This window comes from Kribbella sp. NBC_01505, assembly GCF_045040285.1.
Classification (GTDB): Bacteria; Actinomycetota; Actinomycetes; order Propionibacteriales; family Kribbellaceae; genus Kribbella.
In genome coordinates, this window is the sequence record NZ_CP109425.1 from 2,473,652 (window position 1) to 2,494,619 (window position 20,968).

Below are 20,968 nucleotides of genomic sequence, written 5' to 3' on the forward strand. Positions count from 1 at the left end.
CGTGTCCTTCCCGACGTTGTTAGGCGTGGCGGACCCAGATGTTGGGCTCTACATACGTGCCGGTGTCGGCGGAGCGGTCTATCTCTAGGAGTGAGAGGCCGGCGGGGATGATGTAGGTGCCGGTGGCGGGGAAGGCCATGTCGGTCCAGGACTCCCACTCGGCGACCGTCCCCGTGATGGTCTGGGACCTCGGAGCGGCTGCCAGGACGGTGGCGCCTAAGCGGACGTGCGTGCGGAGCCAGGGATCCAACGGAAGGCCGTCAGGCCGGGTCCAGGTCATATACGTCTCGACCGGCGTCAGCGGATAGCGCGGCTTCCAGGTAGGCCGCAGCGGCGCGATGACCTGCGACAGACCGGCAGCCACAGCCCGGTCGCGGACGGCGGTGAGCAACCCCGAGGCAGCGCCCCGGAACGAGGGCAGCACAGCCGCCGCCATCAGCACGAAGGTGTTCGGTACGACGCCCGCCTCGTACGCCGTCACCGACCGCGCGAGCGAATCCGTGTACCCGCCCGGCAGATCAGCGACCGTCCCGTCCCAAGGCAGCGTCACGCCCCAGCAGCCCGCAGCCAGGCTGCCGTCGACCGCGTAGTAGAACTCCCAGTTGCGGAAGTACTCCGCCCGCCGCGGCGACCACTGCGAAGACGCAGGGTCGTGGAAGATGAACTCAGGCCACACCTCGGCGAAGCGGACCTCAGCCTCAGAGTCGTACTGCGGAGCGTCCGTCGCGGGAATCAGCACACCGAGCACGCTATCCGGCGCCGGCCAACCCGGTCATCTCATTTCGGATCGTCCGAGGTGAGGCCCCGAGCTCCCGGTGGCAGGTCTTGTTGAAGGCCTGCAGGTCAGGGATGCCCACGGAGGCTGCGACCGCGGGGATCGACAAGGTCGAGGCCACCAGCAAGTGCCGGGCTCTGGTCATTCGCCGGCGCCGCAAATAGCCGATCACCGTCGAGCCGGTTTCGGCCTGGAAGAGCCGGGTGAGGTGGTTGTGCGAGACCCCCACCACCCGAGCCACCCCAGCCACGCTCAGCGGCCGACCGAGGTTCGCCTCGATGTACGCCATGGCCGCCGCTACGGCGGGATGCCGGGGGTCCCCCAAGGGTGTGGCCGCCGCGAGGTCGGCGATGCGCCAGAGGGCCGTCCAGACCTCGGCAGCGACCCGGGCGGAGCCGGAGGGCGAGGCCTCGATGGCTGACCGCAACAAACCGGTCAGCAGCGGTGCCGCATCACCAGCGTCCTGTACGACGGGCACGTGCGACGGCGCACCCACAGCAGCCGGGCGGAAGTGGGCGTAGAGGTGCTCGGAGCGCCCGCGATAGTCGAACTGAACCACCGAGCCGGCCGGGGTCAGCGACACATATCCCGGCGCCACCGCGTACGTCGTACCGGCGACGGTGAGGTCGCAGGAGTAGGCGTAGAGGTGGAGCTGCCAGAGGTCCGGGATCAGGAAGACGTCGCGCAGCGACCGGGTGCCGTGGATCCCGACGCCGACGTTGACAACCTCCGGCGGCGCGGCTAGTGGCAACGCGATCATGGTGAAAAATTACCACCAGTGGTGATCACAACCCATGCACAAGAACAAAGACCCGACCTAGCGTTGTGGAGTAGTAACCACCACCCCCGAGAGGGAGAACCATGCCCCATCCGCATCAGAAGAACCTGCTCAGCTCGGTTCAGATGGCGCATTTCGTGGCGACGGGGGCGCTCCGGATGGACGCCGTCGTGCCCGACGAGATGAACCGGCAGGCGATCGAGGTCCTCGACAACGGCATCCCCGGCGTCCCCTACGGCACCCCGCTGTCGGAGGCGTTCGCGGACAGCGAATTCGTCCAGCGGCTGGTGCAGCTGCCCGAGGTGGCCGGGGCGATCCACAGCCTGGTCGGCCCGGAGCCGACGGTCGACCACCACGCCGTGCACATCCGCCGGGCGAACGAGGGCGAGGCGCAGAACCTGCACGGTGACGCGATCATCGACGTCCGCGAGGACGCCTTCGACGTCCAGCTCATGTACTACCCGCAGGACGTCACGCTGGAGATGGGCGGCACGCTCAGCGTCCCCGGCAGCCACCTGCGGCGCACCAACGAGTCCGACACCGGCCGCTACCAGAACCTGCTCGGCCAGACCAGACTGGTCTGCCCGGCCGGCACCGTCCAGTTCCTGCATCACGGCATCTGGCACGGCGGCCGCAAGAACGACAGTGCGATCGACCGGTACATGTTCAAGATCCGCTTCAACCCGACCGTGCGTCAGGTCCGGCTGTGGAACCTCGAGGACCTGTACGACGAGGAGGTGGCGCGCGAGCTCGGCCAGTCCTTCCCGTGGTACGAGAACGCGACCGGTCGGCTGGAGATCTACAACCGCGTCAAGCTGTGGCAGGCGATCACCGGTGACGACACGTTCGACCCGGACTACTGGGTGACCCGGGTGACGAACCGCCCGCAGCGCGTCGTCTCCCAGCGCAGCGTCAACCCCCACGCCAAGAAGGTGATCGCATGACCGCCGAAGCAGTTGGAACCACCCAGCAGACGGTCCGCCAGCAGGTGCTGGTCCTGTACCTCGCCTCGTCCGCACTGGACTCCCGCGTCGTCGGCTGGTCGACGTACGACGGGACCGGCGCGACGTCGCCGACCACCGGGGACAGCGACGTACCGCCGTACGCCAACGGACTGGATGCGCTCAAGGACGGCTGGCGGTTGTTCCAGGCCGCGCAGTTGCTGCCGCCGCAGCCGGGTCACGAGTATGACGTCTCGTTCCTGAAGCACGAGTTCTTCTTCGAGAAGCTGGTCTGACGACGTACGAGCCATGACACCACTAGCATCCGGTGTCATGGCTCAGTCATATCCGCCTCCGCAGCCCGGTACGCCGATCAAGCGCAGCCGGGGGCCGCTGGTGTTGGTCCTGGTGCTCGTGGTCGTGCTGGTCGCGGCCGTCGCGGGGATCGCCGTCATCCTGCTGACCCGGACCAACGAGTCGGACAAGCCGTCGGAGCCAAAGCCGGCCGCGGCGGACACGCTGGAGTTCCGCAAGGTACTCAAGGCCGAGCCGAACGCATGCACCAAGGGCCCGCAGGCCGCGAACGTCCGGTGCGACGACGAAGGCACCCGATACACGCTCGGTCAGGTCGAGCTCGAGGGCAGCCACGTCACCAAGGTCGAGGCCGCACCGAGCACCAACGGCGCCCTCGGCTGGTACATCAGCCTCACCCTCGACAGCCGGGGCGCCAAAGCATTCGCGACCCTGACCGCCGCCCTGGCCGAGCAGGTACCGCCCAAGAACCAGTTGGCGATCGTCGTCAAGGACAAGGTCGTCTCGGCGCCGGCCGTCAGCGGGCCCATCTCCGACGGCCAGGTTCAGATCTCCGGCACCTTCACCAGCACCGAAGCCAAGAAGCTGGCCGCCGACATCACCGGTTAGACCGGGAGGATGCAGACCGGCTTCGGCCAGCTCGTCGGGTCGCCGGCCGGCGTCAGGAGACCGTCCGAGATCACGTACGTCGCAATCGTGTCGGACCGTTCGTTGGCCGAGTAGAGCAGCGCGCCGTCGTTGCTGAAGGCAAGGTGCCGCGGCCAGTTGCCACCCGAGTCGATGGTCTGGACGAGCTCGGCGGAGACCGCGTCCGCACCGATCGCGAAGACGGCGATGGTGTCGTCGCCACGGTTGGAGCCGTAGAGGAAACGGCCGTCGGCGGAGATCAGCAGCTCGGCCGGGAAGCTCTCCCCCGGCGAGTCGGCCGGGCGCGTCGACAGCGTCTGCACGACCTGCAGCTTGCCCTCCTCGTAGCTGCAGACGCTCAGCGTCGAGTCGAGCTCATTGATCACGTACGCCGCGTTGCCGTCCGGATGGAACACCAGGTGCCGCGGACCGGCGCCGGGGTGGACGCGCAGCAGGTCGACTGCTTCGAGGCGGCCGGCCGAGGTCAGCGTCGACGTGTAGACGGTGTCCGAGCCGAGGTCGACGTCGAAGACGAACTCACCGAAGAAGACCACCTGATGCGCGTGCGGACCCTCCTGACGCTCGGCGTTCGGGCCGGTGCCCTCGCGCTGCAGGATCTGCGTCGCCGTACCGAGTGAGCCGTCGGCGCCGATCGGGTGGATCGCGATCGAGCCCGAGCTGTAGTTCGCCGACAGCAGATAGGCGCCGGTGGGGTCGATGCCGAGGTGGCACGGGTGCAGGCCCTCGGTCGGCTGGTCGTTCAGGAACTCCAGCCCACCGTCGGTCTGGATCGCGAAGGCGCTGACCCGGCCGCCCTCACCCTCGTTGGTCGCGTAGAGGAACCGTCCATCGGCGGACCGGACCAGGAACGACGGGTCGACGACCGTCGCTGCCAGCGAGAGCCCGTCCAGCGTGCCGAACCCGATCCCCTCGCCGCCCCCCGGCTGGCTGGTGTAGCTCCCGACATAGATCTGCTCAGAGGTCATACCGCATACCCTGCCAGGTCACCGAGCGTCGGGCACTCCGGTGTCCAGTCCGTAGAGCGCCGACCCCCACCCGAGGTCCGGCACCAGCACCTGCCAGCCCAATCGCCGGTACAGCCGTGGGGCGGTCCGATCATCGGCGTACGTGGTCAGTAGTGCCTTGCGGTTCGGAAGTCCGTCCAGCAACGCGGTCATCAACGCGGCCCCGAGCCCCTGCCCCCGCGCCTCGGGAATGACCGCGAGCTCGACCACCTCGAAGTGCCCACCGATCCACTCGGCCGCCAGCTCAACAGGCACCGCCGCGGCGATCCGGTCCGACCACCACTGTCCAGGCCAACCGGTGAACCCGTAGGCAAAGCCCAGGACAGGCCCGGGCCCGAGCACGTTGACGACATCGTCCGGCGGTGGCAGCCGCGCGGCAACCAGGCGGAAGTCCTGGCGCTCCGCGTGCGTGGGGAGCTGTTCGGTGGCGAAGCGCGTGGCGTCGGCGCGTTCCTCCGCGGCGAAGGCGGCCGCGAACACCTCGCCGAGCTCAGCCGCGATGCCAAGAGCTGCAAATTGATCCAGAACGACGATCACCTCAAGCATCCTGACATAACCTCGACTTCGTGGATACCGAAGCCTTCCTCCGCCGGATCGGCGTCGAGCACGACGAGAAGCCCAGCCTGGACGCGTTGTCGCGGCTCCACGAGGCGTACGTCGACCAGGTCCCGTATGAGTCGGTCCAGTACCAGTTGCAGCCCGGTACGCCGCTCGATCTCGAGGAGACCGCCCGCCGGATCATCGCCCGGGAAACCGGCGGCTACTGCTTCCAGCTGAACGGCGTTCTCGGCGTGCTGCTCACCCAACTCGGCTACGAGGTTCGCATGCACCGCAGCGGCGCCGAGACGCCGACCCGGGCAGGCGACGTCGATGCGAGCCACCTGGTCCTGACCGTGCGTGGCCTGGCCGAAGATCCGGAGCGATTCTGGGTGGTGGACGCCGGTCTCGGCGAGGCTCTCATCCGCCCGATACCGCTGGAGGTCGGCAGCACCTACCAGGAACCCTTCGAACTGCGCCTCCGCCGCTCCGAGAAGACCACCGGCTGGCGCCTCGACCACGACGCCCGCGCCAACCTGATCGGCATGGACTTCGAGGACGAACCGGTCACGCTCGACGCTTTCGCGGCCAAACACGCCGAGCTGTCGGGCGACCCGCAGTCCGCGTTCCGCCGTACCGCATCGGTGTTCCGGCGCAAACCGACCTCCGTCGCCGTCCTGCGATCGGTCGGCCGGGTGGAGACCTTCGCCGACCGCGTCGACAGCAGCATCATCGAGAACCAGGCTGACTACTTCGCGATCCTCGCCGACGAGTTCTTCCTGCCGCTGCCCCAGTACGACGCCGCGCAGCGCGACGAACTGTGGCGCCGGGTCTGGACGCAGTACGAGGACTTCCTCGCGAAAACTAGCGCTGGGTCCTGATCACCATGATCACGACGTCGCCCTCGGCGTAGTTGAGGGTGGCGCTGTGGGTCGGTCCGTTGCCGTTGGACCAGCTGACCGATCCGCCCAGCCCGCCGAGGCTGACGTAACCGTTGGCGCTCGCGAGCCGGACGCTCCCGTCCTTCACGGTCGCGGTGTTCTTCTCACCGTTCAGCGTGATGACCGCCTTCTTCTGGATCACCACCTCGCAGTTGCCGTCGTTGCACGCCTTGTAGTTCTGCCCGTCCTTCGCGGTAGGCAACTCCGGCGTGCTGGGCTTCGGCGTACTAGGAGCCGGCGCAACAGGGGTCGGCGCAACAGGGGTCGGCGTGCTGGGCGGGGCTGGTGACGGAGGCGATGGGGTGCCGGAGACGGTCGGCACCGGCTCGAAGGTTGCGCTGTTCGTGGCTCCAGGCTGGTCCGTGGAGCTGCCGCAGGCTGCCAGCGCAGCAGTCAGCGACAGAGCGAGGAGTACGCGTCTGATCACCCAACCGACAGTAGCGACTCCGACCGCCCGCCTAGGCGATCTGGCCGGAAGCTGTCGCGTTCTTACAAGGCCGAAGCTCCACCACCGGGCTAAGGTCCGGGCATGCCTGAGACGACAGCAGCGTTCACCATCGACCTCAAACCCGCCGATCCGTTGCTGGAGGCAACCGCCCGCTTCGACTTCACCAAGAACTGGACCGGCGGCATGGTCGGCACCAGCACCGGCCTGATGCTGTCAGCCGGTGACCCATCCACCGGTAAGGCGGGTTACGTGGCGCTGGAGGTGTTCAGCGGCCGGATCGACGGACTGAACGGCACCGTCGTACTGCAGCAGTTCGGCACCATGAGCGACGAGACCACCCTGTACTACGAGTTCGTCCCCGGCTCGGGAACCGGGCAGCTCGCAGGTCTCCTGGGCAAGCTGAAGCTCGACGGCCACGACGTGACCGTCAGCTACTAGGTAGCGAGCGCGAAGAGCGTGCTCGGCAGCACCGAGACCACGACGGCGGCCGCGGCGAACAGCGAGACCATCACAACGGCAGGGGTCTCGATGTCGACCGAGAACGGGTCGTCGGCGGGCAGCAGGAACAGTTCGGCGATCCAGCGCAGGTAGACCGCGAGGCCGATCATCACGTTGATCGCCATCACGATCGCCAGCCAGCCGAGGTGGGCGTCGATCACGGCCTGGAACGCGGCGAACTTGGTGAACAGCCCGGCCAGGCCCGGCGGCAGCCCGGCGAGCACGACCAGGAAGAAGATCAGCGCCACCGCGAGCCCCGGTTCGGAGCGAACCATGCCGCGGTAGTCCGACAGCAACCCGCTCGGCCGATGCCGCTGCACGATCGCGACGGCCCCGAAGGCGCCGAGCGTCACCACCACGTACGCCGCCAGATACCCGACGACCGCCTGAGCGTCGCCGGCCGCGAGTGGGGCGAGCAGGAAGCCGACCTGGCCGATCGACGACCAGGCGAGCAGTCGCACGGCCTCGCGTTGCCGCAGCGCGGCCAGGTTGCCGACCGTCATCGTGACGGCCGCCAGGATCGCGATCACCAGCCGCAGATCGGACCCGACCGGCGCGATCCCGTTCACCACCAGGATCAGCAGTCCGGCGACACCCGCCGACTTCGACACCACGGCCAGGAACGCGGTCACCTCGATCGGCGCACCGACGTACGCGTCAGGTAGCCAAGCATGGAAGGGGACAGCCGCGATCTTGAAGCCGAATCCGACGATCACGAACAGCCCGGCCGCGAAGGCGACCCGGCGCAGATCCGGATCCAGCCCGGTCAGCCGGTTCGCGATCGTGCTCAGATACAGGGATCCGGTCACGCCGTACAGGTAGGAGATGCCGAAGAGCATCACGGCGGTCGACAGCACCGACACCAGGAACGCCTTCAGCGCCGCCTCGGAACCCCGGCGATCCCGCCGCAGGGCGATCAGCGCGAAGCTCGGCAGCGACACGACCTCGAGCCCGATCACCACCGTCGCCAGGTCGCGCGCCCCGGCCAGCGTGGTCGCGCCGACCAGCGCACTGAGCAGCAGGAAGTGGTACTCGCCAACGGGGATGTCCGCCGACAACAGCCGGTACGCCGATAGTCCGACGACTCCGAGTCCGCCGATCAGCAGCACGGCCCACAGCCCAGCGGTCAGGGGCTCGAACACCAGACTGCACTCAGCCGGGCCCTCGATCGCCGGACGGCAGAAGGCCGGCTTGAAGTCGTCACGTTGCGCCCAGACGAACACCAGCCCGAACAGAATCACCGCACCGGTCAGCAACGTGACCACGGTGTGCCGGAGCTGCGCCGTACTGCTGCGCCAGAACGCGTCGATGAGCAACACGGCGACCGCACCGATCGCCAGCACCAGCGGCACGGCGATCGCCTGCCAGTCGGTCCACGTGATCGTCACAGGATCTCCCACTGGTGCAGAAGCAGGCCGGGCCAGACACCGAGCAGCACGGTCAGCACGATCAGCGGCGTCCAGGTGATCAGCTCGATCCGGCTCAGGTCAACCGCAAACGCACTGGCTGGATTCTCGGCCGGGTCACCCTGGCAGAGGTTGCGAATCAGCCGCAGGAAGTACGCCGCGGTCAGCACGGTCCCGATCCCGGCGACCACCATGAAGACCAAGTAGGTTGCCCGCGGCAACGAGGCCGCCGGCTCGTAGGCGCCGAGCAGGACCAGCATCTCGCCCCAGAACCCGGCCAGCCCGGGCAATCCGAGCGAGGCCAGGCAGGCGAACGTGAGCAACGCCCCGATCCGCGGCAACCGTGCGTACAGGGCGCGGCCGATCGTGCGCAGGTCGCTGGTGTCGTGGCGGTCCTTGATCGCGCCGGCCAGGAAGAACAGCAGGCCGGTGATGATGCCGTGGGCGATGTTCGCGAACAGCGCGCCCTTCATCCCGGCGTCGGACAGCGAAGCGATCCCGAGACCGACGAAGCCCATGTGACCGACGCTGGAGTACGCGATCAGCCGCTTCACGTCGGTCTGTCCGAGGCAGGCCAGCGAACCGGCGATGATCGCAACGGTCGAGAAGCCCGCCAGGTACGGCGCGATTGTCACGGTCGCGTCGGGCAGGACCGGGACGAGGATCCGGATCAGGCCGTACGTCCCGAGCTTCAGCAGGACCCCGGCCAGCATCACCGAACCGACCGTCGGAGCCTTCGCATGCGCGTCGGGCAGCCAGATGTGCAGCGGCCACAACGGCACCTTCACCGCGAGCCCGACCGCGATCAGCAGCGCGGCGGCCAACGGAATCCCGTGCCCGCCGAGCACCGGCGTACTGGTCAGCTGGGCGATGTCGAAGGTGCCGGCCTGCCGGTAGACCAGCAGGAAGCCGAGCAGCATCAGCGCGGACCCGAAGACCGTCATCAGCACGAACGTGGTCGCTGCCCGCTTACGGCCGGCCGGGTCGTGGTCGTCGCCCCAGATGTCGATGATCAGCCACATCGGGATCAGCACGATCTCGAAGCAGACGAAGAACAGCACGAGGTCCATCGCGCTGAACGCACCGATCACGCCGGCCTCGATCACCAGCAGCAACGCGATCAGCGAGCGCATCCGCCCGATCCGCGGGGTGATCTTCAACGAGTAGATGCAGCACAGGAAGGTGAGCAGCGCGGTCAGGATGATCAGCGGCAGCGAGATCGTGTCGATCCCGATGTGGAACCGCACATCCAGCGGCGGGATCCACGGGACATCCGTGACGGCGCGCAGCGGCCGGACGGTCATGTTGGAGTTCGCGTAGAGGGTCAGGTGCGGCTGCGCGCCGGCGTCGAGCTGGCTGGTGTAGGCGAACCAGCCGCCGGGCCGCGGCCAGAGCAGGATCGAGCCGACCAGCACGATCCCGGACACGACCGCACCGTACGCCGCGGCCAGCCGATCGCCGAGCTGGATCGGCAGCGCCCAGAGCGCCAGCGCGGCCAGCACCGGGAGGATCAGGATGCCGAGCAGGACGGCGACCTCGAAGCTGTCATGAGCGGTGTGCACGGTGATCATCGGGCGATCACCCCGGCGAGGATCGCGAGGGCGACGACGCCGACCACGGCACCTGTCAGATAGGTCTGGACGTTCCCGGTCTGCAGCAGCCGGAAACCCTGGGACGCGAGCGACCCGCTCCGGCCGACCGCCCGGACATAGCCGCCGATCACGTCCCGGTCCCCCAACACACTCAGCTTGGACAGCCACCGCACCGGCACCACGAACAGACCGTGGTACGCCCGATCCATCCCGAACTCACGCTCCAGCACCGCCGGCCGCGGATCGGCGCCACGCGACCAGAGCGAGTACGCCGGGAGGACGCCGAACAGCACGAGCACCGTCGAACCCAACGCAATCACCCAGTTGATGTGCAGACCGTCGACATACCCGAGCCCGATCGCGCCCACCGCCAGCAGGACGAGCGGCGCGAGCATCAGCCAGGGCGCGTCCTTGAGCTTGGAGGTGTCCGGATCCTCGAGATCCGCCATCGGGTCGTCCTGCTCGAACGCACCCATCGCACCGGCCAGCGCAGGCGTCCGGAAGAACACCCACAGCCAGAGCCTGGTGCAGTAGAAGGCCGTGAACGCCGCGGTCACCGCGACCGAGGCCAGCACCAGCCAGCCGAGCACCGAACCGTCCTCGTGCGCGTGCTCCCAGGCCGCTTCCAGCACGGTGTCCTTGGAAAAGAACCCAGCAAACCCCGGTACGCCGGCCAGTGCCGCGAGGCCGACGGTCATCGTCAGGAAGGTCACCCGCAACGTGTTCCGCAGCTTGCCGCGGCGCGTGTACCGGCGGAGCACCACGAAGGCCGCGCTGCCGACCTGATGCAGCAGAACGCCGGCGCAAAGGAACAGCAGGCCCTTGAACGCCGCGTGCGTGACCAGGTGGAAAAGCGCCGCGTGCCGCCCCTCGCGCGTGCCCAGCGAGAGCGCGGCGAACATGATCGCGAGCTGGCTGACCGTCGACCAGGCCAGCACCCGCTTCACCTCGACCGCCGCCATCGCGCACAGCGCGGCGAACAGCATGGTCACGCAGGCGATCACCGCGAGCACGGTCATGGTCGTCGCAGAGGCGGCGAAAACGTCGTACAAGCGGGCAATCAGGAAGACACCGGCGGCCACCATCGTCGCCGCGTGGATCAGCGCGCTGACCGGGCTCGGGCCGGGCATCGCGTCCGGAAGCCAGGTCTGCAACGGCACCTGGGCCGACTTGCCGACGACGCCGACCAGGAGCAGCAGGGTGCCGGCGGTCAGCACACCGGGCGAGATCTGGGCCGGGTCGAGCTCGGAGATCCGGAAGGTACCCGCGCCGACACCGAGCACGAAGATGCCGAACAGGAACCCGACATCACCGAGGCGGGTCATCAGGAACGCCTTGACCGCGCCGGAGCGGGCGTCGCGGCGCTCCCAGTAGTGACTGATCAGCAGATACGAGCAGGCGCCCATCACCTCCCACCCGATCAGCAGCAGGAACAGGCTGTCCGAGACGACCACGGTCGCCATCGCGGCCGTGAAGAGCGTGACGAGCGCGTGGTACGACGCCGCGCGCTCGTGCAGGTAGCTGAGCGAGTAGACCTGCACGCACGTCGCGACGACTCCGACCACCGCGAGCAGCAGCACGGTCAGATCGTCGGTGCGGACCGCGAACCCGATGGTCAGGTCGCTGATCTGCGAGTTCAGGAAAGTCACTTGCTCCGGGGCGGCGCCGTACAGGAGGCCGGCGATCAGGAGCAGGAGGAGCGAGAAGCCGACACCGACGACCCGCCAGACGGTCGCGATCACGTCGGGGACTCCTCGTGCTCGACCAGGTCGCGGGCCGCGTCCGCGTCGACGTGACCGTGGCCGCGGAACAGCAGCAGGACGATCGCGAGGCCCAGCCCGATCTCGGCCGCGGCCAGCGTGATCACGAAGACAGCGAGGGTCTGACCGGTCGCCAGCCCGTCGAGGTGCCAGGCGTCGAACGCGATCAGGTTGATGTTCACCGCGTTCAGCATCAGCTCGAGCGACATCAGGATGGTCACCGCGTTGCGGCGGGACAGGACGCCGTACACACCGAGGCAGAAGAGCGTGACCGCCAGAAGTAACGGAAGTACCAGCGGCATCTCAGTCCTCCTGCTTCCGCTGGGACAACGCGATCGCTCCGATCAGCGCGGCCAGCAGCAGCACCGAGAGGATCTCGAACGGCAGCACCCAGGTCTGGAAGATCGACGTACCGATGGCGTTGGCGGACCCGGCCGGCACGGCGGCGATCTTTTGGTTGCCGAAGGCAAGCACGACGCCGGTGCCGAGCAGCAGCGCGAGGACGATTGCGACGCCGGCCGCGAACGGGCTGCGTCCGGTGGTCAGGTTGGGGAGCGGATTCGTCGGGGCCTTGGTCAGCATCAGCGCGAAGAGCACGAGCACGACGATGGCGCCGACGTACACCAGGATCTGGACGAGGGCGACGAACTCGGCATGCAGCGCGCCGAAGCAGCCGGCGACCGCGCCGAGCGTGACGACCAGCCACAGGGCTGCGTGCACGATCCGGCGCGACGTTACGACCATCACGGCGGCGGCCACTGCCACCGCACCGGCGACAGCGAAGAGAGCAGTGGTCACGCCTCGCCCTCCTCCACGGAGGTGACCGCCGGACCCGGATCGATCGGCTGCGGCGCCGGGACGGTCCACATCCAGTCGCGCAGACGATCCTTCTCGTGCGTGAGGTTGCGGAGCTCGGTCTCGGCGTACTCGAACTCGGGCGACCAGAACAGCGCGTCGAACGGGCAGGCCTCGATACAGATCCCGCAGTACATGCACAGGCTGAAGTCGATCGCGAAGCGATCCAGCACGTTCCGGCTACGCTCGCGCGCCTGCTCCCCGACCGACGGCGCCGTCTCCGTGTGCGAGTCGATGTAGATGCACCAGCTCGGGCACTCCCGCGCACACAACATGCACGAGGTGCAGTTCTCCTCCATCAACGCGATCACCCCGCGCGACCGCGGCGGCAGCTCCGGCTGGACCTCCGGATACTGCTCGGTGACCGACCGGCGGCCCAAGGTCTTCGCGGTGACCTTCAACCCGTCGATCAAACCCTTGCCCGGCACAGCCACGCTCCACCTCCCCGTCGATCCTGTTCTCTAGCAGGACACTAGTCGGTTCCGCCCCGATCCGGTGCGACCAGCTCCGTTTCCAGGCGGGCCGCGACCTGACGGTAGCGGCTCACCGGTATCAGGTGAACGCCGTCGAAGGCGCCGGAGTCACGGATGCGGAGGATCTGCTCGCAGGCATGGTCGATCCCGGCGTTCCGGTCCTTGCCGACCGCCTCGACCAGGCTGTCGGGGATGGTGAGCTGCGGCAGCGCGGCGAGATTGCGGGCCATCGCGGGGCTGGCGAGCACCATCACGCCGGCGTACACGGGGATGGTCAGGTCGACGGATTCGCGCCAGCGCAGCAGCTCGTCGACGTCGTAGGTGATCTGGACGAACAGGAAATCAGCCTCGGCCTTCCAGCGTGGGACCGGGCGGAGGCGGGTGGTGGCGCCGACCTGGAAGGGCTTGCAGTCCGGGTACGACGTCTCGCGCGTCTGCTCGATCATCGTGCGAACCGTGAGCTGGCTGGTGCGGGCGCCCTCGGCGGGGTCGTCGCCATGGACGAACAGGAACTGCTCAACGCCGTACGCCGCCGCCGTGAGCAGGTCGCGGCGGAACCCGAGCAGGTTGCGGTCCCGAGAGTTCAGGCAGGCGATCCCGCGGGAGCCCATCGCCTGCACCTCGTTGGCCACGGCGACGCTGGACACGGTCGCCCGGCCGATGTGATTGTCCGGGATCAGGAACGCATCCGCGATCGGGCTCATCACCCCGATCTGGTGCCGCACCCGCTTCAGATCGGGCCGCGTCGGCGGCTCCACTTCACAGATCAGCTCAAATCCCGGCATGCCTACGACCCTACTGATCGTGGCGGCGCGCCCGGCCGGGTTTCCACAGCGTGGGCAGGGCTCTACCGTCGAAGGATGGAGAGTCGTCCGCCGTTGGCCGGGGCCGTGATCGGTGCGGTCGTGATGGCGTTCGTGGCGGTGGTGTTCAGCTACCTGGGCAGCGGGCCGGACCACACGGAGTGGATGGATTCCGCTGTCGTGATGGGACCGATCGCGGCGGTGTTCGGGCTGATCGTGGGCGCCTTGGCGGGGTTGCTGGTCGGGGGATTCGGGGCGATGCGGGTCACGCGCCGGGGAGAGCGCCGAGGAGAGCGACAGCGCGGGCTGCGAGGAATCGTTGCTCGGCGGCGTTCTCGGTGAGGTCGTGCGCGGTCCGGTAGGCGTCGCGAGCCTCGGCCGGGCGGTCCAGACGGGCGAGGAGGTCGGCCCGGATGGCGTGGAAGAGGTAGTAGGCGTCGAGTTCGAGCTCGTCGACCACCTTGAGGGCGGCGGCCGGGCCCTCGACCTCAGCTAGGGCCACGGCTCGGTTGAGGGCGACGATGGGGGTTGGCTCGAGCGTGAGCAGGTGGTTGTAGAGCTGCAGGATCTGCGTCCAGTCGGTGGGTGGGGTGTCGCTGTGGACGGCGTTGATCGCGGCTTGCAGTTGGTAGGGACCGGGCTGATTGCGGCGGAGGCAACGGCGTACCAGGTCTTGGCCTTCGGTGATCAGGGGCTGATCCCACTGGGAACGGTCCTGGTCGGCGAGGCGGACCAGTGAGCCTTCGGCGTCGACGCGAGTCTGGCGGCGGGACTGCTGGAGGAGCATGAGGGCGAGCAGGCCGACTGCCTCAGGCTCGTCGGGCATCAGGTCGACCAGGACCCGGCCGAGCCGGATCGCCTCGGCCGCGAGGTCGTCGCGGACGAGCGTGTCGCCGGACGAGGCGGCGTACCCCTCGTTGAAGATCAGGTAGACGACGGCGAGCACACCGCGGACGCGCTCGGGTAGGTCGGCCTCGTACGGGACGCGGTACGGGATGCCGGCCGCGCGGATCTTCGTCTTGGCCCGGACCAGCCGCTGGGCCATCGTCGGCTCCGGCACCAGGAAGGCCCGGGCGATCTCGGTCGTGGTCAGCCCGCCGAGCATCCGCAGCGTCAGCGCGACCCGGACGTTGAGCGCGAGGGCCGGGTGGCAGCAGGTGAACAGCAGCCGCAACTGTTCGTCATACACCGCCCCCACCTCCTCGGGCTCGTCCAGCGCGTGCAGCAGCGCCGCCTGCGCATGCTTGTCCTCGCGCTTGTCCTCACGCCGCAGCCGGTCGATCGCCCGGTTCTTCGCGGTGGTGATGATCCAGCCGGCCGGGCTCGGTGGTACGCCGGTCTCCGGCCACTTCTCGACCGCGGCGGCGAACGCGTCCTGGACGGCGTCCTCGGCGATCTCGAGATCGCCGAACACCCGGGTCAGCACGGCCACCGCGCGACCGTGCTCGGCCCGGAACACCTCCGCGACATTCATCCCTGGAACGGCCGCACTTCGATCGACAACGGCTCGAGCACCGCTGCAACCTTCCGCGCCCAGTGCAGCGCCGCGTCGAGATCCTCCGCCTCGATCACCGTGAACCCGCCGAGGTGCTCCCTCCCCTCGGTGAACGGCCCGTCGGTCACCAGCACGTCCCCCTTGGCGACCTTGACCACGGTCGCCGTCTCCGGCGGATGCAACCCGGCCGCGAACACCCACACCCCGGCCGCCTGCATCTCCTCCGTCACCACCTGCAGCTCCCGCATGACCTTCTCAAGATCCACCGCCGCCGGGGGCGGCCCGTCCGGCTGATAAATGCTCAGCAAGTACTGCGTCATCGTGACCTCCTGGTCCCTAGTGTCACCCTTTAAACGAACCGGATGCGGTGAGATCGACAAGAGGCGGACGCGCCCCACTGACCAACTCCCCCGGCACGTCGACCGCCACGCTCAGCCAGCCGCGTCCCAGCCCCTCGAAACGAGGTTGGTCAGTGGCGGAGATCCGCATGCAACCTCTGCCGTGGCCCAGGTACTCGGGCAGGGTGTGGGGATGACAACGGGGCGCCGGGCGGAGTTCGAGGACTTCGTCGCGGCGCGATACGGGCAGTTGCTGCGGACGGCGTACCTGTTGACGCAGGACCGGGCGCTGGCCGAGGACCTGGTCCAGACGACGCTCGCGCGCTGCTGGCTGGCCTGGGCGCGGATCGAGGACCCGGCCGGATATGTGCACCGGACGATGGTGAACACCTACTCCGCCTGGTGGCGCCGCCGCTGGAACGGCGAACAGCCGACCGAGGAGCTTCCACACAGCCCGCAGTACGACGGGGAACCAGCGGTCGACCTCGGCAGCGCGCTGAAGCGGCTCCCCCGGCGGATGCGGGCGGTCGTCGTACTGCGCTTCTACGAAGACCTGTCGGAGGCGGAGACCGCGCGCCTGCTCGGGTGCTCGGTCGGCACCGTGAAGAGCCAGACCAGCCGGGCGCTGGCCAAGCTCCGGATCGATCCCCGTCTCATCGACCACCCTGTGGAGCAGTCATGAGCCTCGATGAACTCCGGCGCCACCTCAACGACCAGGCGACCGAGATCGACCTGACCACTCCGGTCCCGATGGTTCACGTCCAGCGCCGGGCGGCCCAGGTACGACGCCGCCGGGTCGTGACCGGGGTGCTCAGCGCAGCGGCCTGCCTGGCCGCGGTCGCCGCCGTTCTCACCGGTACGCCGGTCCTCGACCGGAGCGAACCGGCCAAGACCCCTGTCCCGCGTCCCGTCCGAACCGCGGCAGTGCCAGGCGATGGCATGCCGACGAGCCCGGTCACCCCGGCGAAGGGCGACTACGTCAAGGACGGCGTTCGCTACCAGGCCGAGGTGGCCGGTGCCGCGCTGCAGACAGCGCGGATCGGCGCTGGGCCGCTGTCGTTCTCGTGGACCCCGGCCGAGACGAAGGTCGACTTCCGGCTGTTCTGCACGATCCCCGGCAACGGGTCGGCGAGCGGACTGGGCGCCGTCGTACTGCGGGTCAACGGGAAGATCGTCACCTCACGGCCCTGCGACAACGTGTCGGATCCGCTGCCCGGCGAGCGTTTCGGCGCCGGTCTGAGGGCGAACCTCGGCCTGCGTATCGGCCGGCCGGTGCAGCTCACCGCAACCGTTGTCGATGGCAACGGCCGGGAGGTGAAGTCGCCGGGCCTACTGCTCGGCGCCGCCGTCTACTCGCCCGCCGAAACCGATACGTTCGGCGCCTACAAGTACATCGAGCTCCCGACCTTCGTGCAGTACCACGGCCGCCTCTACCGCCTGGACGGCGGAATCGCGAGCCCGACCTCGACCGATCCGAACGACTCGGGTATCCAGATGGACGGCCCGGACTTCGACCCGTACCTCGCCGTCTTCGGGGTCGGAAGCAGCGGGAAGGTGCACTCGCTGGAGCTCGCGGGCACGCCGGGCGGCCAGGAGTTCGAGGTCAGCCCGACCGATGCGCCGTCCGTCGCGCCGATCCACGCCCAAGCCGCCGGCCCCGTCATCGTCCGCCAAGCCGAACCCCGGGTGGTCTCCGGCGAACTGTTCCTGGCCCTCTACCTCCCGACGGAGTGACGCCAACGACAGGACATAGTCGTCTACGTATATGACGGCGCCCGCCTGGAGTTGCCGCGCGGGCGCCGTCTCATACGTATACGTCCTGTCGTTAGCGACTGAGCTGGGGGTTGTCGATGGCCCAGTACCAGTCGTTGTCGCCGTTGGTGAGGGACCAGGTGAGCTTGAGGGTGCGGGCGCCGGCGGGGACGGGGATGGTGAGGCGTTCCTGCTTGGCGATCGCGTCGGCGGTGTAGGTGAGGATCGGCTTCGGGGTGGCGCTGTCGAAGGAGGCCAGCACGGTGGCGGTTTCGTTGCCGCTCTTCAGGTAGTGCGAGGAGAAGCTGACCGTCGCGGTGGTGCTGCCGGTGACGTCGTAGGCCGGCGAAGAGAGCTTGCTGTTGAACAGACCGCTGCGGGACTTGTCGGACCACTCGTCGGAGTCGGCGACTGCGAACACCCCGCGAGCCCGGACGTTGCCTTCGCGCGACTGGTCGGGAGCGGCCCGGGTCCAGAAGTCGTCAGTTGTGAACGACCAGCCCTGCCATTCGCGGACGCCGCCGGTCCCGAGCCCGGTGTTGTCGATCGTCCAGCCGGCCGGGGTGCTGTGCGTCCAGCCCTTCACCTCAGCCGGTACGCCGGTCTCGTCCGCACGCGACTGCAATGAGCCGACCAGCGAGTCGAACGGGTCGGCCGCAGGCGTCGCCTGACCGTCGAGCTCCGGGACCGTCACCCCGAACCGGCTGAGTGCGATCGCCGCGATATCCACGTTCTTCGGGGCAACGGCCGGCGTACCAGGCGTCGTACCGGGGCCGTTGCGGATGATGAACGACGACCGCTCCGCGACCGAACTGCCGCCGTGACCGCCGGATTCGGTGTGGCCGTGGTCGGCGGTGACGAGGATCGTCCAGTCCTCGTTCGCGTACGTCGGCCGCGCGCGAACCGCGGCGAGCAGGGTCGCGATGTGTTTGTCGGTCTGCTCGGTGGCGGTCCGGTAGCAGGCTCCGGCGGCACCGCAGCTGTGGCCGGCGATGTCGACGTTCCCGAAGTACACGAAGGATGCGTCGGGGCCGGTGTCCTGCAGGTAGGCCGCAGCCTCGGTCGCAATGCGAGCGTCGGCCGCGGCCCAGCCGAGCGCGTCACCGTCGTAGGTGACCTTCTTCTGGATCTCGTCGCTGAAGATCGCCTGCCCGGCGCTGTTCGTGGTCAGCGGGGTCCAGTCGGCGATCGCGTACGTCGACAGTTCGGGGCGGGCGCGCTCCAGCCGGGTCAGGAAGTCCGGGTACTGGGTCAGCTTCGACCCCGTTCCCCAGCTGTTGCTCTTGACCTGATGCTTGTCCGGCCAGACGCCAGTGGCGTTGGTCGCCCAGCCCGGTCCGGAGACAGTCGGGGCGAACGGAGCGGCGTACAAGGAGGTCTTGGCGGCCGAGCCGGAGCTGATGAGGCTCTTCATGGCCGGGGTGTCGAAGGCCTGGATCTTGCTCAGCATCGCACCGTCGATGCCGATCACCAGCACCTTCTGGGGGCGGGCATCGGCGACTCCGAACGCCGAAGTGGCGAGCAGGCTCGACGCGGCGACGATACCGAGAGCGGTGACAGCGAGGGGGCGGTTCACGGGCTCCTCCGAAGGCAGTTGATTGGTCCGGACCAATCAATCAGCCAAGGCGTGCCAGATCAACCACTCAGCAATGGCAGAAAGGTGAATGTCAGAAGACGGCCGGGAGGGAGACGGTGATCTCAAGGCCTCCGCCCGGACGCGGTACGGCGGTCACCGTGCCCCCGTGCGCCTCGGCGACCGAACGCACGATCGACAGGCCGAGCCCAGCGCCCTTGCCGCTGACGAGACGCTCGGCGCCAAGCCGGTAGAAGGGCTTGAACAACGCCTCCACCTCGTACGGCGGGATCTCGGGGCCGGTGTTGGTCACCGCGATCTGCACCTGGTCGCCCGCGGTCCGGGAGAGCACCCGGACCCAGCGTTCTCCGTCCGGAAGGTTGTGGCGGATGCCGTTCTCCACGAGGTTGTGGACCAGGCGTTCCAGCAGCAGCGCGTCTCCCTGGGTCGGTGCGTCGCCGGGACCGCGGATGATCTCGACCTCAGCCGCGGCAGCCTCCGCGCCCAGTTGGCCGGCAACGTGGTCGACGACGTCCGCGAGGTTGACCGGGTACATCGCGGTCAGCTGCTTCTCCGAGTCGGCCAGGATCAGCAGTCCGTCGATCAACTGCTCGTGCCGGGCGTTGATCGTGAGCAGGCTCTCCCCCAGCTCCTGTACATCCGCGGAGGCGCTCCGGCGATGCATCGCCACCTCGACCAAGGCACGGCCAAGGGTGAGCGGAGTCCGCAGCTCATGGGACGCGTTGGCGACGAAGCGGCGCTGACCGTCGAACGAATGGTCCAGCCGCTCGACCATGGTGTCGAACGCGTCGGCCAGGTTCTTCACCTCGTCATCCGGTCCCCGCAGTGCGATCCGCTCGTGCAGTGCGGCCGGTGAGGCCGCGATCCGCCGAGCGGTGTCAGTGACCCGATGCAGTGGCGCCAGCACTCGCCCGGCGACCAGCCAGCCGAAGCCGGCCGCCAGTGCGCCGACCGCGATCAGTGCGATACCGCCCTGGGTCAGCAGCGACTTGGTCGCCGCCTGCCGCACCTGCTCGCGCTGGTCGCGCATCGCCTGCTCGGCGGCCGGACCGGTGAGCACGGTGCCGTCCTTGGTCGTGGTGAACACCTGGTTCGGTAGCGGTGGTTTCACTGTCGCACCGGCTGCCGGCGGGTCGAGATAGGTGCCCTGCACGATGACTCGGTACTGCTGCCCGAAGTTGTTGCTGAACAGCACATAGGTCAGTCCGAGCAGCAGCGCCCCGGCGGCCAGGAACAGGCCGCCGTACAGGAGGGTCAGTCGACCCCGGAGCGTCAGGGGATGCGGTAGCCGACGCCGGTGACGGTCTCCACCAGCCCCGGTTCGCCCAGCTTCCGGCGCAGCTTGAGGATGGTCAGCCGGACCACTCCGGTGAACGGATCCACGTGCTCGTCCCATGCCTTCTCCAGGAGTTGTTCGGCCGACACCGTCGCGCCATCGGCTCGGAGGAGCTCCGCTAGTACGGCGAACTCCTTCTTGGACAGCGGTACATAGCGACCGTCCCGGAACACCTCGTGCCGCGCCGGATCCAGCGTGACACCGGCACGGCGCAGGATCGGCGGGTCAGCCGGATGACTCCGCCTGCCCAGCGCCAGCACGCGAGCCGCCAGCTCGGCGAAGGCGAACGGTTTGGTGAGGTAGTCATCAGCACCGAGACCGAGGCCGTAGACGCGATCCGTGACCGCCGCGGCCGCCGTCAGCATCAGGACCCGAGTCATCGACCCGGACTCCACCACCTGCCGACACACGTCGTCGCCGTGGACGACGGGGATGTCGCGGTCCAGCACCAGTACGTCGTACTCGTTCGTGGCCAGCCGTTCGAGCGCGGCAGCGCCGTCACCGGCCACGTCGACAGCATGCGAGTCGTCGCGCAACCACTCCGCGATCGCCGCTGCCAGCAGCGGCTCGTCCTCGACCACCAGTACGCGCATGGTGCCCATGATCTCCGACCACCGGGTTTCCTCCGCGTTATCGCTCTCGGAAACAGCCGGGAAACGGCCTTCGGCGAAAGCTGGCGCCA

Annotated in this window: 24 protein-coding genes and 1 pseudogene; 8 read left to right on the top strand and 17 right to left on the bottom strand. The window is 68.5% G+C overall.

The features are described from left to right. Positions 1–19: 19 nt before the first annotated feature. A complete protein-coding gene (locus OG474_RS11620) occupies positions 20–739 on the bottom strand; it encodes a hypothetical protein (protein ID WP_405062258.1) in 720 nt (239 codons plus the stop codon). Positions 740–749: 10 nt separating this feature from the next. Further along, positions 750–1,535, bottom strand: coding sequence for a helix-turn-helix domain-containing protein (locus OG474_RS11625; RefSeq protein WP_405062259.1), 786 nt, complete (start codon positions 1,533–1,535; stop codon positions 750–752). Between the two features lie 101 nt (positions 1,536–1,636). Between OG474_RS11625 and OG474_RS11630 the strand changes: the two genes are divergently transcribed. Genes OG474_RS11630 through OG474_RS11640 form a run of 3 tightly spaced genes read left to right on the top strand, consistent with a single transcriptional unit; the run spans position 1,637 to position 3,415 of the window. Further along, positions 1,637–2,497 (top strand): phytanoyl-CoA dioxygenase family protein, encoded by an 861-nt coding sequence (locus OG474_RS11630; RefSeq protein WP_405062260.1) that lies wholly within the window; start codon positions 1,637–1,639, stop codon positions 2,495–2,497. Beyond that, the gene (locus tag OG474_RS11635) at positions 2,494–2,790 is read left to right on the top strand and encodes a hypothetical protein (protein ID WP_405062261.1); all 297 of its coding nucleotides are present in this window, start codon (positions 2,494–2,496) and stop codon (positions 2,788–2,790) included. Before OG474_RS11630 ends, OG474_RS11635 begins: the two co-directional genes overlap by 4 nt. A 37-nt stretch (positions 2,791–2,827) precedes the next feature. Beyond that, positions 2,828–3,415 carry a SecDF P1 head subdomain-containing protein gene (locus tag OG474_RS11640; protein WP_405062262.1) on the top strand — a complete coding sequence of 196 codons (588 nt, stop codon included), beginning with the start codon at positions 2,828–2,830 and terminating at the stop codon, positions 3,413–3,415. On the opposite strand, the gene OG474_RS11645 is transcribed toward OG474_RS11640, so the two are convergent. After that, the gene (locus tag OG474_RS11645; protein ID WP_405062263.1) at positions 3,412–4,419 is read right to left on the bottom strand and encodes a lactonase family protein; all 1,008 of its coding nucleotides are present in this window, start codon (positions 4,417–4,419) and stop codon (positions 3,412–3,414) included. The two genes, OG474_RS11640 and OG474_RS11645, sit on opposite strands and share 4 nt — an antisense overlap. 18 nt (positions 4,420–4,437) lie before the next feature. Next, on the bottom strand, positions 4,438–5,004 hold the full coding sequence (locus OG474_RS11650; RefSeq protein ID WP_405062264.1) for a GNAT family N-acetyltransferase: 567 nt from the start codon (positions 5,002–5,004) through the stop codon (positions 4,438–4,440). A gap of 20 nt (positions 5,005–5,024) precedes the next feature. Between OG474_RS11650 and OG474_RS11655 the strand changes: the two genes are divergently transcribed. Then, complete coding sequence (locus OG474_RS11655) at positions 5,025–5,876, top strand: arylamine N-acetyltransferase (protein WP_405062265.1); 852 nt, start codon at positions 5,025–5,027, stop codon at positions 5,874–5,876. On the opposite strand, the gene OG474_RS11660 is transcribed toward OG474_RS11655, so the two are convergent. After that, entirely contained in the window at positions 5,860–6,363 is a 504-nt protein-coding gene (locus tag OG474_RS11660) for a hypothetical protein (protein ID WP_405062266.1), read from the bottom strand. The two genes, OG474_RS11655 and OG474_RS11660, sit on opposite strands and share 17 nt — an antisense overlap. 102 nt (positions 6,364–6,465) lie before the next feature. Here OG474_RS11660 and OG474_RS11665 point away from each other — a divergent pair, with 102 nt between their 5' ends. Then, positions 6,466–6,822 carry a DUF3224 domain-containing protein gene (locus OG474_RS11665; RefSeq protein ID WP_405062267.1) on the top strand — a complete coding sequence of 119 codons (357 nt, stop codon included), beginning with the start codon at positions 6,466–6,468 and terminating at the stop codon, positions 6,820–6,822. Here the strand turns inward: OG474_RS11665 and OG474_RS11670 are convergent. The 7 genes and pseudogenes from OG474_RS11670 to OG474_RS11700 all read right to left on the bottom strand — a co-directional run bounded on the left by OG474_RS11670 (position 6,819) and on the right by OG474_RS11700 (position 13,753). Then, entirely contained in the window at positions 6,819–8,270 is a 1,452-nt protein-coding gene (locus tag OG474_RS11670) for an NADH-quinone oxidoreductase subunit N (protein ID WP_405062268.1), read from the bottom strand. The genes OG474_RS11665 and OG474_RS11670 overlap by 4 nt on opposite strands. Next, positions 8,267–9,859 carry a NuoM family protein gene (locus tag OG474_RS11675; RefSeq protein ID WP_405062269.1) on the bottom strand — a complete coding sequence of 531 codons (1,593 nt, stop codon included), beginning with the start codon at positions 9,857–9,859 and terminating at the stop codon, positions 8,267–8,269. The genes OG474_RS11670 and OG474_RS11675 overlap by 4 nt, the downstream gene beginning before the upstream one ends. Further along, positions 9,856–11,622: an NADH-quinone oxidoreductase subunit L gene (locus tag OG474_RS11680; protein ID WP_405062270.1), complete on the bottom strand. Its 1,767-nt coding sequence runs from the start codon at positions 11,620–11,622 to the stop codon at positions 9,856–9,858. Before OG474_RS11680 ends, OG474_RS11675 begins: the two co-directional genes overlap by 4 nt. Then, positions 11,619–11,942, bottom strand: coding sequence for an NADH-quinone oxidoreductase subunit NuoK (nuoK, locus tag OG474_RS11685; protein ID WP_405062271.1), 324 nt, complete (start codon positions 11,940–11,942; stop codon positions 11,619–11,621). Before nuoK ends, OG474_RS11680 begins: the two co-directional genes overlap by 4 nt. Position 11,943: 1 nt before the next feature. Continuing rightward, on the bottom strand, positions 11,944–12,438 hold the full coding sequence (locus OG474_RS11690; protein WP_405062272.1) for an NADH-quinone oxidoreductase subunit J: 495 nt from the start codon (positions 12,436–12,438) through the stop codon (positions 11,944–11,946). A gap of 140 nt (positions 12,439–12,578) precedes the next feature. After that, a pseudogene (locus tag OG474_RS11695) lies at positions 12,579–12,794 on the bottom strand (4Fe-4S binding protein); the annotation flags it as partial. Between the two features lie 173 nt (positions 12,795–12,967). After that, positions 12,968–13,753 carry a methylenetetrahydrofolate reductase gene (locus OG474_RS11700; protein ID WP_405062273.1) on the bottom strand — a complete coding sequence of 262 codons (786 nt, stop codon included), beginning with the start codon at positions 13,751–13,753 and terminating at the stop codon, positions 12,968–12,970. A gap of 75 nt (positions 13,754–13,828) precedes the next feature. Between OG474_RS11700 and OG474_RS11705 the strand changes: the two genes are divergently transcribed. Continuing rightward, the gene (locus OG474_RS11705; protein ID WP_405062274.1) at positions 13,829–14,113 is read left to right on the top strand and encodes a hypothetical protein; all 285 of its coding nucleotides are present in this window, start codon (positions 13,829–13,831) and stop codon (positions 14,111–14,113) included. Here the strand turns inward: OG474_RS11705 and OG474_RS11710 are convergent. Next, the gene (locus tag OG474_RS11710) at positions 14,037–15,245 is read right to left on the bottom strand and encodes an RNA polymerase sigma factor (RefSeq protein WP_405062275.1); all 1,209 of its coding nucleotides are present in this window, start codon (positions 15,243–15,245) and stop codon (positions 14,037–14,039) included. The genes OG474_RS11705 and OG474_RS11710 overlap by 77 nt on opposite strands. After that, positions 15,242–15,586, bottom strand: a complete 345-nt coding sequence (locus OG474_RS11715) for a YciI family protein (RefSeq protein ID WP_405062276.1) — start codon at positions 15,584–15,586, stop codon at positions 15,242–15,244. Before OG474_RS11715 ends, OG474_RS11710 begins: the two co-directional genes overlap by 4 nt. 211 nt (positions 15,587–15,797) lie before the next feature. Between OG474_RS11715 and OG474_RS11720 the strand changes: the two genes are divergently transcribed. Together OG474_RS11720 and OG474_RS11725 are read left to right on the top strand one after the other, a co-directional pair. After that, positions 15,798–16,286: a SigE family RNA polymerase sigma factor gene (locus OG474_RS11720; RefSeq protein ID WP_405062277.1), complete on the top strand. Its 489-nt coding sequence runs from the start codon at positions 15,798–15,800 to the stop codon at positions 16,284–16,286. Continuing rightward, positions 16,283–17,338, top strand: a complete 1,056-nt coding sequence (locus OG474_RS11725; RefSeq protein ID WP_405062278.1) for a hypothetical protein — start codon at positions 16,283–16,285, stop codon at positions 17,336–17,338. Before OG474_RS11720 ends, OG474_RS11725 begins: the two co-directional genes overlap by 4 nt. A 91-nt stretch (positions 17,339–17,429) precedes the next feature. Here OG474_RS11725 and OG474_RS11730 read toward each other — a convergent pair whose 3' ends face one another. The 3 genes from OG474_RS11730 to OG474_RS11740 all read right to left on the bottom strand — a co-directional run bounded on the left by OG474_RS11730 (position 17,430) and on the right by OG474_RS11740 (position 20,879). Continuing rightward, complete coding sequence (locus OG474_RS11730) at positions 17,430–18,932, bottom strand: alkaline phosphatase family protein (protein ID WP_405062279.1); 1,503 nt, start codon at positions 18,930–18,932, stop codon at positions 17,430–17,432. Between the two features lie 91 nt (positions 18,933–19,023). Beyond that, positions 19,024–20,145, bottom strand: coding sequence for a sensor histidine kinase (locus OG474_RS11735; RefSeq protein WP_405062280.1), 1,122 nt, complete (start codon positions 20,143–20,145; stop codon positions 19,024–19,026). Between the two features lie 77 nt (positions 20,146–20,222). Continuing rightward, positions 20,223–20,879, bottom strand: a complete 657-nt coding sequence (locus OG474_RS11740; RefSeq protein WP_405062281.1) for a response regulator transcription factor — start codon at positions 20,877–20,879, stop codon at positions 20,223–20,225. Positions 20,880–20,968: the final 89 nt, after the last annotated feature.